We start from the raw sequence: 15428 nt of genomic DNA, 5'->3' as shown, positions 1-15428 counted from the left end.
AAGGTCACGGCCCGCTCACCCCACCTTTCGTTCGGTGCCCGCCCACTCGCGCTGGCGAAGAGCGCGGCGGTCGATCTTGCCGTTGCGGTTGCGCGGGAGCTGCTGGACGAACTCGACGACGCGCGGGAGCTTGACCCGGGACAGCCGGGTCGCGCAGAACTCGCGCAGTTCCTCCCCGCTGGCCCCGGCGCCGGGTCGGAGCGCCACGAACGCCTTGACGGTCTCCCCCCACCGTTCGTCCGGGGCGCCCACCACGCACACCTCGAAGACGGCGGGGTGTTCGTAGAGGGCGGCCTCCACCTCGGTGCAGTAGACGTTGTAGCCGCCGGAGATGATCATGTCCTTCTGGCGGTCCACGATGAACAGGTAGCCGTCCGGACGCTGGAAGCCGAGGTCGCCGGTGTACACCCAGCCGTCGCGGAAGGTCTCGGCCGTGGCCTCCGCGGCGTGGAAGTACTCCCGCACGCAGTCGGGCCCCCGCGCCACGATCTGGCCCACCTCGCCCGCGGGCAGCGGTTCTCCCCCGTCGTCGACCACACGGACCTCCGTGTCGAAGACCGGGCGCCCGCAGGAGAGCAGCAGCTCGGGGTCGGACTCGATCCCCCGTACCACGTCCTCCGAGGTGAGGAAGGTGATGGCGCTCGTGGTCTCCCCCTGCCCGTAGCCCTGGTTGACCACGGGTCCGAACAGCTCGACGGCACCGCGCAGGCGCGCGGGGCTCACCGGCGCGCCGCCGACCGTGACGCTGCGCAGCCGGGACAGGTCCCGGCGCCCCGCGGTCGGTGAGGCCAGCACCAGGTTGAGCATCACCGGCACCAGGAAGGTGTGGGTGACGCCCTCGCGTTCGAGGGCGTCGAGGTAGGCCTCGGCGTCGAAGGACGGGAGCACCACGACCGTGGCGCCGCGGAAGAAGCAGCCGAGGATGCCCATGCCGCTGGCGTGGGTGATGGGGCCGGGTGCGAGGTAGACCGAGTCCGGCCCGACCGAGCCCTGGGGGTTCATCGCCAGCTTGCGCATGTTGGACAGGCGGTTCTCGACCGTCTGGACGGCCGCCTTGAGGGTGCCGGTGGAACCGGAGGTGAAGTTCAGCACCGCCGGAGCGTGGGGGTCGAGGTCCACGGCCACCGGGGCGGGGTCGCCCTCGGCGAGGAGGGCGGTGTAGGTCAGGGGCGCGTCGGCCCCGTCGTCGAAGGCGACGACGAGGCAGTCGAGCGCGCGCCCGTCGACGATCTCGCGCACCGCGCCGAGGTTGGCCCCGTCGACGAGGATCAGCCGCACCCGCGCGTCCAGGAGGACGTGTTCGACCTCGGCCGCCGCCAGTCGGGCGCTGATCGGCACGCGCAGGCACCCCGCCTTGCAGACGGCCATCTCGGCGACGACCAGTTCGCCACGGTTGCCCGCGAGGGTGGCGACGGCGATGCCGAGGCCGTAACCGCGCGCGAGCAGGGCGGAGGCGAGCCGGTTGGCCTCCTGTTCGAGATCACGGTAGCTCCAGCGCCGGTCCCCGGACACCAGGGCCTGCGCCTCCGGCCAGTAGGACGCGCTTCGGGTGAGGTAGCCACCAAGGTTCACGGACCCTCCAGAGACGACGAGCGAACGCGAAGATACTAGACATACTGTCCAGGATCTGTCCAGGGGTGCGAACGTTGCTAGAAAGGCCTCATGACAAACGAGGATCGACGGACCCTGCGCACGCGGGCCGCACTGCGGGCGGCGTTCGTCGCCCAGGTGCTCGAACACGGATACGCCGGGGTCAGGGTGGAGCACATCGCCGCGGCGGCCGACACCGGGAGGGCGACGTTCTACACGCACTTCCGCGACAAGGAGGCCCTCTACGACCACGTGGTCGAGGTCGTCCTGGCCGAGCTGCGGGAGCGGATGACCCCGGCGGACTGGGAGGGCGTCGGGTTCACCGGGCGGCCGGTGGCCGAGCTCTTCCGCCACGCGGCCGAGCAGCCCGACGTCTACCGGCTGATCCTGCGGGGCGAGGGCGACGGCCGCGGCCTGCGGGCCCTGGTCGAGGCGTGGACCACGGCGGCCCACGACATCTTCGCCGAGCGGGCGCGGACCCAGCGGATCAGCCCGCGGGTGGACCTGCGCGTCATCGCGCGAGCCTGGGTCGGAGAGCAGGTCTCGGTGCTCCTGTGGTGGCTGGAGCTGCCCGCGCCGCGCCCCGGGGCCGAACAGGTGGTGGAGACGCTGGTCGAGCTGTCCCGGCGCGGACGCTACTGGGCGACGGGTTTCGACTCGGTTCCCACGTAGGGGTTGTGTGGCGCGGGTCACTGCCCTTATGTTCTGGACGCACAGAACGTTATCGGACGTTCTGTCCAGGAATGAGAGAAGGGTCGGTGCCGTGCCGTCGTACCGCAGACTGCTCCACGAGTACCCCACCGGAGCCCGGCGCCGGCTCCTGCTCGCCGTCGTCGTCCTGGCGTTGTTCATCTCGGCCTTCGAAGGACAGCTCGCACCGGTCCTGCCCCTGCTGCTGGCCGACCTCGGGCTGTCCCTGGAGGTCTACGGGCTGATCACCGCCGTGTCGCTGCTGTTCGGCGCCGTGTCCGGTTACCTGGGCGGCGAGTTGGTCGACCGGATCGGCCGCGTCCGCGTACTGGTGCCGTTCATGTTCCTGTCCGCGGCGGCGTGCCTGTTCATGGCGCTGTCGCAGACGGTCGTCCACTTCACCGCCGCGCGTATCCTGCTCGCCTTCGTCGAGGGTGTGGCGATGGCCGGCACCCAGCCCCTGATCCGGGACTTCACGCCGCGGATGGGACGGGCCCAGGCCTTCGCGTTCTGGAGCTGGGGCCCCGTCGGAGCCAACTTCTTCGCGGCGGCCGTCGCCGCGCTGACGCTCGACCTGTTCGACAACTCCTGGCGCGCGCAGATCTTCGTGATGTCCGGCCTGGCCTTCGTGGGCGCGACGGTCGTCGCCCTCACCCTGCGCGACCTGGCTCCGAACCTGCGGCGCACCATCCGCCTCACCGAGCATGCGACCCGCGGGAGCGGGGCGGCCCCCGCCGGGCAGCGGCTGCGGCTGCTCCTGCGCCGCCGTGTCGTCTGGGCGCACGTGGCCGCGATGTCGCTGCTCTACGTCCTGCTCGCCACCATGAACGCCTACGGCCAGACCATGCTGGTGGACCACTTCGCCGTCGCGGTGCGCACGGCGTCCGCGATCGTGATGTCGTTCTGGGTCAGCAACCTGGCGGCCAGCCTGGTCTTCGCCCGGCTCTCCGACAGGGCGCAGAACCGCAAGCCGTTCCTGGTCCTCGGGGCGCTGGCGGCGACGCTGCTGCTCGGGGCGCTCGTCGTCACGATGGGCGCGGGGGCGTCCGCCTCACTGCCGCTGGTCATCGTGCTGCTGACCGGCGTCGGCCTCTCGCTCGGCGCCGTCCTCGGCCCGTGGATGGCCAGCTTCTCGGAGTACACCGAGGAGGTCCACCCGGACGCCCAGGGGGTGGCCTTCGGCCTCAACCACTTCGTGAGCCGGTTGTTCATCCTCGCCGCGGTGCTGTTCGCTCCGCAGGTGGTCGCGGTGGGCGACTGGCGGGTGTGGATGACGGTCACCCTGGTGACGACCGCGGCCTTCGCGGTCGTCACCACACAGGTCCAGGGCCGCCTGCGGCGCGCGACCGGTTCCGCGTCGGCGGAGGAGGCCGGTGCGGCCGTCGCCGCGACCGGGGCGCCCGAGGACTCCCGGAGTTCCTGAGGGCTCCCGAAGTTCCTGGGGCCCCGGAACACCTGGGGGCTCCCGGAGCCCTTGGGTGTTCCCGGGACACCCGGGGCCGGATCTCCCGGACCCGGGGCCCCGCGGAGGGACCCGGCGGGGTGTGCGCGGCGTCCTGCGGCGCCCTCCCTCCGGACCACGCGGCGCCGGAGTCCGGAGAACGGGCCCCTTCCCGGGCTCCGGCCGCCGCGCACCCCCCTGTTCTCCCCGTGTTCATGTCCTCACCCTCCGGTGTGTACCACCGTTGGAAAGAGCACCCGTCGTGGAGGATGTGCACGGCCCGGACACCGGGCGCGTCACCCACCGCCCAGACGAGCCCTCACGCGAAGGGGTGCCCCCGTGAACCTGTCCCGCCCAAGGCCCCCGGGCCCCGTCCGCTCGGCGGCGCTCCCCGTCATCGCCGTGCTCGTCGCGCCCATGGTCCTGGCCGCGCCGTCGTCCCGGGTGACGGCCGACGTCGCCGCGCCGGCGGGCGGGATCGCCGGGGCCGTGGAGGAGCGGATCGCCGCCGGGGTGGACCTCGCCTCCGGTCCCGTCCCGGGCGCCGGGGGCGGCGGGGAGCAGTTCGCCAGCCTCCTCACCGTCGACCTCACCGAGGGTGTCGGGGTCGAGTACGTCGACGGGGGCGGCCTCACCTCCCCCGCGACGGTCGCGGACATGGCCGCCGCCGTCGAGCCCCCGGAGGGGTCCACCGTGGTCGCCGCGGTCAACGGCGGCTACTTCGACATCGGCGCGACCCAGGCCCCCCTGGGCGCCGGGATGAGCGACGGGCGCCTGCTCACCTCGCCCGACCCGGGGTTCGCCAACGCCGTGGTCATCGACGCCGGGGGCAGGGGCAGCGTGCGCCAGGTGGCCTTCGAAGGGACCGCGTCCCTGCCGTCGGGGGACCTCGACATCGACGCCCTCAACACCTCCGCCGTCCCCGCGGACGGCCTCGGTCTGTACACGTCGGACTGGGGCGGCCACCCCCGCGCACACGTGGTGTACGAACCCGGGACCAGCCCCGGGGACACGGCCGTCGCCGAGGCCGTGGTCTCCGAGGGCGCCGTCGAGCGGGTCAGCGTCACCCCCGGCAGCGGCCCGATCGAGGAGGACGAACAGGTCCTGGTGGCGCGCGGCTCCGCGGCGGAGCGAATCGCCGACCTGTCCGAGGGCGACCCGGTCGAGGTGGAGCACACCCTCACGGCCGAGGGCGCCGAACCCCGCGTCGTCGTGGGCGGACGGCACGTGCTGGTGCGCGACGGCGAACCCGTCCCCGTCGAGGACGTCTCCCGCGCGCCGCGTACCGCGATCGGGTTCTCCGAGGACGGCGAGGTCATGCACGTGGTGACCGCGGACGGGCGCAACCGCGGCCACGCCGGATCCACGCTCGCGGAGGTCGCCGAACTGCTCGCCGCGTCCGGGGCCGAGCAGGCCCTGGAGCTGGACGGCGGCGGATCCTCGACCCTGCTCGTGCGCGAACCCGGGGGCGTCTCCCCGGTGCTGCGCAACCGCGCCGGGGACCAACTCCGGGAGGTCCCCGACGGCCTTGTGATCACGGCGACCGAGGGCTCGGCCCGGACCTCGGGCCTGTGGCTGCGGCCCGCCCTGGAACCCCGGCCCGAACACGGCTCCCCCGTGCCGCCCCAGGCCGACCCCCGACGCGTGTTCACCGGCATGCACCGCACCCTGGCCGCCACCGGGCACGACGAGGCCTTCGGGCCGTCTGGGCCCGGCGCGCCCCGCTCCCCCGACGACCGCACCGATGAGCTGGAGCTGTCCGCGCCCACCGGACACGGCGACGGCCCCCGGTTCGTGGCGGGAGACCCCGGACCGGTGACCGTCACGGGGCGGGCGGGCCGGGTCAGCGACACCGTCGACCTGGAGGTGCTGCCCGCCCCGGACACGCTCCTCGCCGCACCCCGGCGCCTGGGCATGGCCTCCGCCGAGGACACCGCCTCCTTCGTGCTCACCGGGGCCACCGAGGACGGGCGGCGGGCGCCCGTCGAACCGGTCGACGCACGGGTCGAGGCCGTCCCCGACCTGGTCGAGGTCGTGGACCGGGGCGACGGAGGCTTCGAGGTGCGGCCGCGCGCCGGGGAGGGGACGGGCGTCCTCACGGTGACCGCGGGCGGGGTGAGCACGCGGATACCGTTCTCCATCGGTACGCGGACGACTCCCCTGGCGGACTTCGAGGACGCGCGGGAGTGGACGGCGCGGTCCGCGCGCGGCGGGGCAGAGGTGCGCCCCGTGGCCGGGCGCGACGGCCCCGGTCTGGCCCTGGCCTACGACTTCACCCGCGACATCCGCACCCGGACCGCCTCCGCCCACCCGCCCGAGCCGCTCGCCCTGGACCGCCAGGCCTTCGCGTTCACGGTGGGCGTGCGCGGCGACGGCAACGGCGCCCGTCTCATGCTCAGCCTCACCGACGCGCACGGTGTCGGCCACTCCCTGGAGGGCCCCGCCGTGGACTGGGAGGGCTGGCGCGACGTGCGCCTGGAGGTGCCCGAGGACGTCGGGCACCCGGTCACGGTCTCGCGGGTGTACCTGCTGGAGGAGGATCCGAGCCGGGCCTACGCGGGTGAGGTGGTGCTGGACGGCCTCACCGCCCGGACCACGACGGGGCCCTGACCCGCCGGGCCCGGGCTTCCACCGACTGGTCCCGAACGCCGCCCGGCACCCCGCTGGTACGTGGTACGAAGGGGACCCGGGGACCACGACGAGCAGGAGAACAGATGAGCGCCCGTTTTCAGGAACTGGACTGGCGGGCGACCCCGATGGGGGAGCTCAGCCTCCGGCGCCGCCACGACCCCCTTTTCCGCAAGGAGGTCTACGAGATCAAACTCGACGACGACTTCCTGATGTCGAGCCTGTTCACCGCGGCCGAGGTCGAACTGGCCCGGTTGGCCCTGGCCGAACTGGACGGGGCGGATGAGACGGGTGGGGCAGACTCGGCGAACAGCCTGCGCGTCGCCGTGGGCGGTCTGGGCCTGGGCTACACCGCGCACACGGTGCTGGAGGATCCGCGCGTGGGCTCCCTGGTCGTGGTGGAGGCGCTGGGCGAGGTCATCGACTGGCACCGCGAGGGACTGATCCCCTCGGGTGCGGCGCTGGTCTCCGACTCCCGCTGCCGCCTGGAGCACGGGGACTTCTTCGCCTCGGTCGGCGCCGGGACGGGGCCCGCCCCCGACCTGGGCGCGGAGCCGTTCCACGCGGTGATCGTGGACATCGACCACTCTCCGCGCCACCTGCTCCACCCGAGTCACGCCGGTCTGTACACGGCCGAGGGGCTGCGCCGCCTGCGCGAGCGCCTGCTCGCGCCGGGCGGCGTCTTCGCGCTGTGGTCCAACGACGCGCCGGACGAGGAGTTCACCGAGCTGCTGGCGGAGGTCTTCACCACGGCCCGCGCGGAGGTCGTGGACTTCCCCAACCCCCAGCAGGACCACGACGCGTCCAACACCGTCTACGTCGCGCTGTCGTGAGCGCCCCCGCTCCCCCGAACGGGGAACCGGTTGAGCGGGGTGTCAGCGCGACAGAACCGCCCCCGTCTCCTGGCGGGGGCGATCCACTCCTCCTGGGGCTACCGGGAGAACGCAGCACCGAGGAACGCGCTCCACTCGCCGCCGGAGAAGGACAGGCAGCCCAGGTCCCGGTTCTGCGTGTCCCTGACGAGGACAGCCTCCGGAACCGCAGTCTCGTTGACCTCGACGCACTCGCCCTGGGCTCCGCTGTAGCTGGACTTGTGCCACCCGCTGGTCAGGTCGATCACTCCAAGCCTCCCATGGCTCTCGAAATCACATCATGTGAGGCTACAGGGGGTAGCGCCCACGTTTGCAGCTCCCCGTACACGGCCAGCAGCCGCGTCACGGTGTCTCCGCCGAGCAGCTCGCCGCCGGAGGCGTGCTCGACTTCGACAAGCGTCTCGCGCTCTTTGAAGGACAGCAGCCGGAACGGGCCAGAGGCTCCCCCGTAGTACGGGGTGTCCGCTGGCAGGATCAAGATTCTCACGACCCCTGCGGAGTCCAGATCGAGGAGATGACCCAGCTGCTCCTTCATCACCGCGGATGAGCCGACACGGGCTCGAACGACCGTCTCGGCGAGGATCGCGACCAGACGCGGGTTGTTCATGCCCCTCAGCGCGTCGAGGCGGCTGATCCTCAGGTCCACGAGCCGGTCGATTTCCTCGGACGTGTCCAGGGGTCGACCGTCGCGGAAGATCTGACGCGCGTAGTCGGGCGTTTGGAACATACCCGGGACAAGGGCGGGATTCCATATCTGGATCCCGGACGCCTGCTCTTCAGCCGTGACGATCTTTCGGTGCCAGTCGGGGTCCTCCTCGGCCCGCTTCGCCTCTGTCCAACGACGGAGAAGGTCGCCGTTCGTACCGAACAAGGCCTCCGCCTCGTTGAGAAAATCCCTTTTTGGTGCCCTATAGGCGTTCTCATATTTACTGATGGTTGACGCACCGTATCCGGTCGCCTCGGCCACCTGATCCAGCGTAAGTCCACGTCGGTCACGCAGCCTGCGGAGCTCCCTCCCGAAGGTGATCCATGATGACAGTGTCTTCTCAGGCATGGGTAGAACTTTACAGAGGCTCTCTACATTCCTGTACGGGTTCCACCAAATAGCAGCCGATGCACGTAAAGGCATTGAGGCGGAGCACCTTACCTTGGACGATGGGCACCACGGCGGAAAGCGCCGGACAGAGGAAACCCGGCGACTGTGCCACCAGCCCCGGGAACGGCTCCCACCGAACACTCCAGAGGTGAGAACGTGGCAAATCCTACCGAATCAGAGATTCCCGCCAGCACTCCGTACACCCGTCCGCAAGAAGACGGAGTCCGGTTTCCCGGAGAGCGTCCGAATGTCTTCCAGCGGGCTGGTGAAGTGCAGCCCACCCCGGAAGTCGGCCTGTCGGCTGGTGAGGCTGTTGTGGCCGCTATCCGCCCCCGGAGGGCGCAGGCGGTTGCGCGCAGGTCCTTCCCTGGAGTCCCGGACTCGGTGGCGCACGTCCGCGTCTGGGTCGAGCAGACCTGCGCACAGTGGCAGGTCCGCGTCCCGGAGGTGCTCACTCTGGTGGCCTCGGAGCTGGTCTCCAACGCCATCGCCCACACCCACAGCGGCCTGCCGGGCGGGCAGTTCGCTACCCGCCTCCTGCTCTATCCCGACCGCATGCGACTGGAGGTGCGCGACGCCGGTCCCCTCTCCGGCCGAACCCCGCTGTGCCGTACCCCCGCCCTCACCGCCGAGCACGGCCGGGGACTGGTGCTCGTGGACGCCCTCACCACCGGCTGGGGCAGGTTGCCCGCAGGAACCGGGACCTTCGCCGAACTCCCGCGCGTGCCAGGGAGGAGTGAATGAGGCTCCCGCGACGCACCCGTTCCCGCCCTCTGGCCATCCGTGCTCCGGCTGGCTTCGACGACTCCCGGTGGCGCGCCGCCCAGCAGGGTTATGTCCTGACCCGCCAGAAGCGCTTGCTGGGAGCGGTGTACGCGCTCACCTCGCTTGACGGAGACACCGCGATCCTCCACTACCTCGGGGAGGTCCGCGCCTTCCTCGGCCAGCCCTCATCGACCTCACAGAACACCAGCGGAAAGCCCCTCATGCCCGACTACAGCTACCTCCTCGACGGCCGCCCCGACGTCCTCACACCCAGCGAAGTCGCCGCCCTGTTCAACATCCGACCCCGCAGCCTCCACCGAGGCGAATGGGACAACGTCCTCAAACCCTTCCGCACCCCCGGCGGAGCACGCCGCTACCCCAAAGAACACATCGCCGCCCTACTGAACCAACCGGAGAATTTCGACCCCACCCCGTAGAGCCGCCATAATCCGGATCCGCACATCTTCGTGGATAGCCCGGGCCAGGTAAGACACATGGAAACCAACAAGCCGCTGCCGGAGGTGACCGTCTACAAGGCGGCCGTGGTGTACCTGCACAGATACACCCGCAGTTGGAAGGCTACGGGGGCTGCACAACCCACCCCCGCGTCTTCGCCGGACTGGTCGTGGACGACCTCATCCGCACCCGTGCGGGAACCTCGACCCCACCCGAACTGCCCGAATGGAACAAAACCGCCACACAGATAGCACCACCACTCCCCCGCCGAAGCGAGTGGAGGCGTGCGAACGAACAGGAAGAGTGACACGGCGACGGACCCCACCGCCGCCATGCCGTGGGGTCCATTCTCATTCGCCTACGCAAGCATGAACAGAAAACCAGACCATTTCCATGCATTTCCGTAAAGCGGCTTGCGCGTCTGGTGGCCCCGGTCTCTCCGAGGAGGACGGGCCTCAGAGCACGCTGGCGCTGCTCTCCCTCACCAGGAGGGTGTGGCCGACGACGACCTTGGCCGAGGCCCGGTCGGCCCCGGCCCCGGACTCCGCGTCCGGAGCGCCGCGACGGGCCTCCACCTCCTCCAGCAGCAGCCGCACCGCCTCCCTGGCCAGGCCCGGCTTGTCCGGGGCGACGGTGGTCAGGCTCGGCACGGAGTAGCGCCCGGGGGCGATGTCGTCGAACCCCACCACCGCCACGTCCCGGGGGACCCGCACCCCTGCGTCGTGCAGCGCGCGCATCGCCCCCAGCGCCAGCAGGTCGTTCATGCACAGCAGCGCGTCGGGCGGCCTGGGTCCGGCGACGAGTTCGGCGGCCAGCTCCGCCCCGTCCCTCCAGTGGAAGTGCCCGGCCGGTCGCACCAGCTCGGGGTCGTAGCTCCTCCCCCGCGCCTCCAGGGCCTCGCGGTAACCGCGGGTGCGCAGCTCGGCCGTGCCGGAGGGGCCCGGCGGCCGACCGCCCACCACCGCGATCCGGGTGCGCCCGCCGTCGAGCAGGTGCTCGGTCGCCTCCCGGGCGGCGGCCACGTTGTCGATGGCGACGTGGCCGTGCCGGACCGTGCGGGGCAGCTCGCCCAGGAGCACCACCGGCAGCCGGGAGGGGTGCGTGCGCAGGGCGGCGTCGTCCATGGCGAGCGGGCTGAGGATGACCCCGTCCACGAAGTCGGCGCCGAACCCCTCCAGCGCGGACTCCTCGCGCTCGCGGCGGGCCTCGCTCTGGTGGACCAGGACGGTGCGCGAGAGGCGCTCGGCCTCGCGGATGACCAGGTCGGCGAGTTCGGCGAAGTAGCCCAGGTCGAGTTCGGGCACGACCAGCGCGATCACGCCGGTCCGGCCGCGGCGCAGGTGGCGTCCGGCCAGGTTGACCCGGTAGCCCAGCGCGTCGATGGCCGCCTCCACGGCGGCGCGCGTGGCGGGCCGGACGTGCGGATGGTCGTTAATAACGTTGGAAACGGTTTTCTCCGAGACCCCGGCCTGACGCGCGACGTCCTTGATACGCGGCCTCGTGCCCACGTCCACCCCCGATCAGCGCCATCCTAGCCCGCGTTCCGCCGCCGCCCTCCCGGCGGCCTCGGGAGCCTCCTGACCTTCGGATCGAGGTATTTACATCGATGTAAAAATGTGCTGACATGTGGCGTGACGCCAGTCACAGGACGACGCCGTGAGAAGGAGAACACCTCCGTGCCGACGCACCAGCGCTCACAGCGCGGGGACGGGCCCACCGCCCCTCCCCGCCCCGAGTACCCGCGCCCGCAGTTCACCCGACCCGACTGGCTGTGCCTGAACGGCACGTGGGACTTCGAGATCGACCGCGGCGACAGCGGGCTCGAACGGGGCCTGCGCGAGGCCGAACTCTCCGGCACCATCACCGTCCCCTTCTGCCCGGAGTCGGAGCTGTCCGGCGTGGGCGACACCGACTTCATGGAGGCGGTCTGGTACCGGCGCACCGTCCGCGTCCCCGACGCCTGGGCGGGACGGCGCGTCCTGCTGCACTTCCAGGCCGTCGATCACGACACCACCGTGTGGGTCAACGGCACGGAGGTCGTCCGCCACCGCGGCGGGTTCACCCCCTTCACCGCCGACCTGTCCGGGGTCGCCGCTCCCGGCAAGGAGGCCGTGGTGGTCGTGCGCGCCCGCGACAGCCGACACGGCTTCCAGGCCCGCGGCAAGCAGGCCACCTGGTACGCCAACACCGGGTGCCACTACACGCGCACCACCGGGATCTGGCAGACCGTGTGGATGGAACCGGTCCCCGACACGCACCTGCGCCGCCCCCGCATCACCCCGGACCTGGCCAACGGGGCCTTCCACCTGCTCCTTCCGCTGTCCGGCAGCGGCGAAGGCCTGCGGGTGCGTGCCGTCCTGGAGGACGGGGACGGCGAGGTCACCGCCGCCGAGGCCCGCGCCGACCTGGACACCGCGCCCCGGCTGACCCTGGCGGTACCGGTGGAGCGGCGCCGTGCCTGGTCGCCGCAGGACCCGCACCTGTACACGCTGCGCCTGGAACTGCTCGACGCCGAAGGCGCGGTGGTGGACCGGGCCGGGTCCTACGCGGGCCTGCGGTCGGTCTCCGTCCAGGGCAAGGCGATCCTGATCAACGGCCGACGCGTGTTCCAGCGCCTGGTCCTGGACCAGGGCTACTACCCCGATGGGCTGATGACCGCGCCCGACGACGACGCCCTGGTGCGCGACATCGAACTGGGTCTGCGGGCCGGGTTCAACGGGGCCCGCCTGCACCAGAAGGTCTTCGAGGAGCGCTTCCTCTACCACGCCGACCGGCTCGGCTACCTGGTCTGGGGCGAGTTCGGCGACTGGGGGTGCGCGGCCCACGGCGGCCCCGCCGACGACAACCAGCGGCCGGACGCCTCCTACGTGGCCCAGTGGACCGAGGCCGTGGAACGCGACTACTCCCACCCCAGCGTCGTCGGGTGGTGCCCGCTCAACGAGACCTTCCAACGGCTGCACGACCGCTTCACCGCGCTGGACGACGTGACCCGCGCGATGTTCCTGGCCACCAAGGCGATCGACCCCTCCCGCCCGGTGGTGGACGCCTCCGGATACGCCCACCGGGTCCCCGAGACCGACGTCTACGACTCCCACAGCTACGAGCAGGACCCCGAGGCGTTCCGCGAGCAGATGAGCGGCCTCGCCCAGGACGACCCCTACGTCAACCGCGGCGCGGACGGCCGCGACTGGTCGGTGCCCTACCGCGGCCAGCCCTACTTCTGCAGCGAGTTCGGCGGGATCCGCTGGGACCCCGGCACCGACGGCGGCGAGCAGTCGTGGGGGTACGGCGACGACCCCAGGACCGCGGAGGAGTTCCACACCCGCTTCGAGGGTCTGACGGGTGTGCTGCTCGAGGACCCGGACATGTTCGGTTACTGCTACACGCAGCTCACCGACGTGTTCCAGGAACGCAACGGCGTCTACCGGTTCGACCGCGGCGACAAGCTCGACACCGCCCGCATCGCGGCCGCCCAGCGCAGGACCGCCGCGTACGAGAAGGCCGATCGTCGGCCCGAGTGAGTGCGTCCCCGGGACGCCCCGGGGACCACCGCCCCCCACCACCCCCCGCCCTCCCCTTGGAGTCCGCCGATGCCGCACCCACCACGCAGATCCAGCCCACCGACCGGGCCGCCTCCGCCGTTCTCGCGGCGCCGCGTGCTCCTGGGCACGGGAGCCCTCGCCCTGGGCTCGGCCCTGGGCGCCGCCGGATGCGCCCCCGCCCCCGGTTCGGGATCGACCACGCAGGTGCGGTTCTGGAGCCTGTTCCAGGGCGGCGACGGCGCCCGGGTGCAGACCATGCTGGACGCGGTGCGCGAACAGGCCCCACACCTGGACGTCACCCCCAGCACGCTGGCCTGGGGGCCGCCGTACTACACCAAGCTGGCGGTGGCCTCCGTGGGCGGTCGGGCCCCCGAGACGGCCGTGCTGCACCTGTCCCGCCTGCCCGGGTACGCCCCCGGCGGGCTGCTCGAACCCTTCGACCTGGACCTGCTGGCCGAGTTCGGGGTCACCGCCGAGGACTTCGTACCCGACCTGTGGGAACGCGGCATCCACGACAGCGCCACCTACGCCGTCCCGCTGGACACCCACCCGGTGATCGTCTTCTACGACACCGGGGTCGCCGACCGGGCCGGTCTGCTCGACGGGGACGGGAAGCTGACCGGGATGGACTCCCCCGAGGGGTTCCTCGCGGCCTCCCGGGCGCTGGCCGAGGCCGGGGGCGGCAACGGCGTCTCCTACGGGCACGTCAACGACGACTCCCAGGGGTGGCGGCTGTTCTGGATGCTGTACAACCAGACCGGCGCGTCCATGGAGCTGCCCGAGGGCGGACCGGCGGTGTTCGACCGCGACGCGGCGCTGCGCGTGTACTCCTTCCTCGCCGAACTGCTCGACGGCCGGACATCGGAGCCGAACCTGGACTACCCCACCGCCCTGGCGGCCTTCGCCTCGGGGCGCTCGGCGATGCTCGTGTGCGGGGAGTGGGAGCTGCCCTACCTGTCGGAACACGTGGAGAACCTAGGGGCGGCCCCCTTCCCCACGGTCTTCGACCAGCCCGGCGGGTACGCCGACTCCCACGCCTTCGTGCTGCCCCGCCAGGGCGACCCCGACCCCGCACGGGTGCGCGCCGCCCACGAGTTCGTGGCGCTCATGGTGCGCAACAGCCTGATCTGGGGCGAGGCGGGCCACATCCCGGCCTACTCGCCGATCGCCCAGTCTCCGGAGTACCTGGCGCTGGACCCTCAGTCGGACTACGCCGCCGCCGGTGAGACCCCCGTGCTCGACCCCGAGGTGTGGTTCGCCGGGGCCGGATCGCGGTTCCACTCCGACGTGAGCGAGGCGCTGCGCACGGCCCTGACCGGCGACGGGCCCGAGGCGGCGGTGGACCACCTGGGCCGGACCCTGGACTCCTGGGCCGCCCGCACCAACCCGGGAGGCCAGGAATGAGCGTGACCACCCGAGTCCCCGTCCGCGCCCGCGCGGGCGCGGGCTCCCCGCCGGGCGGCCCCGGCGGCGCGCGGCTGCTGTGGCGGCGCCTGGCGGACTCGCCCCTGGTGTTCCTGCTGCCCTTCCTCCTGGTGTACGCGCTGTTCCTGGCCTGGCCGCTGGTGAGCGGCCTGTGGATGAGCTTCACCGACACCGCCCTCAATGGGGCGGGCGGCGCGTTCGTCGGGCTGGACAACTACGCCGAGGCGCTGGGCGACCCGATGGTGTGGCGGACCCTGGGCAACACCGTCCTGTTCACCCTCATCACCACCGTCCCCCTGGTGGTGGTCGCACTGGCCATGGCGGTCCTGGTGCACACCGGCCTGCCCGGGCAGTGGCTGTGGCGGCTGTCGTTCTTCCTGCCGTTCCTGCTGCCGGTGGCCACCGTGGCGCTGGTGTGGAAGTTCCTGTACGTGGAGGACTTCGGTCTGCTCAACCACGCTCTGGGGCTGCTGGGGATGGAGGGCCTGGGCTGGCTGACCGACGAGGGCGTGGCGATGTGGTCGGTGGCGCTGACCACGGTGTGGTGGACGGTCGGGTTCAACTTCCTGCTGTACCTGGCCGCCCTCCAGTCGATCCCCGGCCACCTGTACGAGGCCGCCGCGCTGGACGGAGCGGGGGCGTGGGCCCGCCTACGCCACGTCACCCTCCCCCAACTGCGGGGCACCACGGTGGTCGTCCTGCTGTTGCAGGTGCTGGCCTCGCTGAAGGTCTTCGACCAGATCTACCTGCTCACCGGGGGCGGCCCGGGCGAGGCGACCCGCTCGCTGCTGCTCTACATCTACGACGTGGGCTTCACCGGCTACCGGTTCGGGTACGGCGCCGCCGTCTCCTACCTGTTCCTGGCGCTCGTCCTGGGCGTGGCCGCCCTCCAGTTGTGGATCAGCGCGCGGAGAAGGGTCTGA

The 15428-nt window shown here is 71.8% G+C and carries 13 protein-coding genes; 9 read left to right on the top strand and 4 right to left on the bottom strand.

Translation table 11 applies throughout. The features are described from left to right. Positions 1 to 15: 15 nt before the first annotated feature. Positions 16 to 1572, bottom strand: coding sequence for a class I adenylate-forming enzyme family protein (locus UIS43_RS27260; protein WP_013152144.1), 1557 nt, complete (start codon positions 1570 to 1572; stop codon positions 16 to 18). Between the two features lie 90 nt (positions 1573 to 1662). Between UIS43_RS27260 and UIS43_RS27255 the strand changes: the two genes are divergently transcribed. From UIS43_RS27255 to UIS43_RS27240, 4 genes are all read left to right on the top strand, one after another. Next, positions 1663 to 2262 carry a TetR/AcrR family transcriptional regulator gene (locus UIS43_RS27255; protein ID WP_013152143.1) on the top strand — a complete coding sequence of 200 codons (600 nt, stop codon included), beginning with the start codon at positions 1663 to 1665 and terminating at the stop codon, positions 2260 to 2262. Between the two features lie 91 nt (positions 2263 to 2353). After that, positions 2354 to 3703 (top strand): MFS transporter, encoded by a 1350-nt coding sequence (locus UIS43_RS27250; protein ID WP_013152142.1) that lies wholly within the window; start codon positions 2354 to 2356, stop codon positions 3701 to 3703. Positions 3704 to 4060: 357 nt separating this feature from the next. Then, positions 4061 to 6331 (top strand): phosphodiester glycosidase family protein, encoded by a 2271-nt coding sequence (locus tag UIS43_RS27245; RefSeq protein ID WP_370012069.1) that lies wholly within the window; start codon positions 4061 to 4063, stop codon positions 6329 to 6331. A gap of 104 nt (positions 6332 to 6435) precedes the next feature. Then, a complete protein-coding gene (locus UIS43_RS27240; RefSeq protein WP_117199564.1) occupies positions 6436 to 7182 on the top strand; it encodes a spermidine synthase in 747 nt (248 codons plus the stop codon). A gap of 98 nt (positions 7183 to 7280) precedes the next feature. Here UIS43_RS27240 and UIS43_RS27235 read toward each other — a convergent pair whose 3' ends face one another. Both UIS43_RS27235 and UIS43_RS27230 read right to left on the bottom strand, forming a co-directional pair. Beyond that, positions 7281 to 7469, bottom strand: coding sequence for a DUF397 domain-containing protein (locus tag UIS43_RS27235; protein WP_370012067.1), 189 nt, complete (start codon positions 7467 to 7469; stop codon positions 7281 to 7283). Beyond that, on the bottom strand, positions 7466 to 8275 hold the full coding sequence (locus tag UIS43_RS27230) for a Scr1 family TA system antitoxin-like transcriptional regulator (RefSeq protein ID WP_370012066.1): 810 nt from the start codon (positions 8273 to 8275) through the stop codon (positions 7466 to 7468). Before UIS43_RS27230 ends, UIS43_RS27235 begins: the two co-directional genes overlap by 4 nt. Positions 8276 to 8422: 147 nt before the next feature. Here UIS43_RS27230 and UIS43_RS27225 point away from each other — a divergent pair, with 147 nt between their 5' ends. Both UIS43_RS27225 and UIS43_RS27220 read left to right on the top strand, forming a co-directional pair. Beyond that, positions 8423 to 9061 (top strand): ATP-binding protein, encoded by a 639-nt coding sequence (locus UIS43_RS27225; RefSeq protein WP_370012064.1) that lies wholly within the window; start codon positions 8423 to 8425, stop codon positions 9059 to 9061. Positions 9062 to 9303: 242 nt separating this feature from the next. Further along, positions 9304 to 9519, top strand: coding sequence for a helix-turn-helix domain-containing protein (locus tag UIS43_RS27220; protein ID WP_370013282.1), 216 nt, complete (start codon positions 9304 to 9306; stop codon positions 9517 to 9519). A gap of 474 nt (positions 9520 to 9993) precedes the next feature. Here UIS43_RS27220 and UIS43_RS27215 read toward each other — a convergent pair whose 3' ends face one another. Beyond that, positions 9994 to 11046 carry a LacI family DNA-binding transcriptional regulator gene (locus UIS43_RS27215; RefSeq protein ID WP_013152136.1) on the bottom strand — a complete coding sequence of 351 codons (1053 nt, stop codon included), beginning with the start codon at positions 11044 to 11046 and terminating at the stop codon, positions 9994 to 9996. Between the two features lie 168 nt (positions 11047 to 11214). On the opposite strand from UIS43_RS27215, the gene UIS43_RS27210 reads away from it, so the two are divergent. The 3 genes from UIS43_RS27210 (at position 11215) to UIS43_RS27200 (ending at position 15428) form a co-directional block, all read left to right on the top strand. Beyond that, positions 11215 to 13059: a glycoside hydrolase family 2 protein gene (locus tag UIS43_RS27210; RefSeq protein WP_370012063.1), complete on the top strand. Its 1845-nt coding sequence runs from the start codon at positions 11215 to 11217 to the stop codon at positions 13057 to 13059. A 69-nt stretch (positions 13060 to 13128) separates the two neighbouring features. Beyond that, the gene (locus UIS43_RS27205) at positions 13129 to 14484 is read left to right on the top strand and encodes an extracellular solute-binding protein (RefSeq protein ID WP_370012061.1); all 1356 of its coding nucleotides are present in this window, start codon (positions 13129 to 13131) and stop codon (positions 14482 to 14484) included. After that, complete coding sequence (locus UIS43_RS27200) at positions 14481 to 15428, top strand: carbohydrate ABC transporter permease (RefSeq protein ID WP_370012059.1); 948 nt, start codon at positions 14481 to 14483, stop codon at positions 15426 to 15428. The genes UIS43_RS27205 and UIS43_RS27200 overlap by 4 nt, the downstream gene beginning before the upstream one ends.

The sequence above is a fragment of the Nocardiopsis sp. LDBS0036 genome, assembly GCF_041228755.1.
Taxonomy (GTDB): Bacteria; Actinomycetota; Actinomycetes; order Streptosporangiales; family Streptosporangiaceae; genus Nocardiopsis; species Nocardiopsis dassonvillei.
Note: the sequence above shows the minus strand (reverse complement) of the source record. Positions and strands in the feature narration are given on the sequence as shown.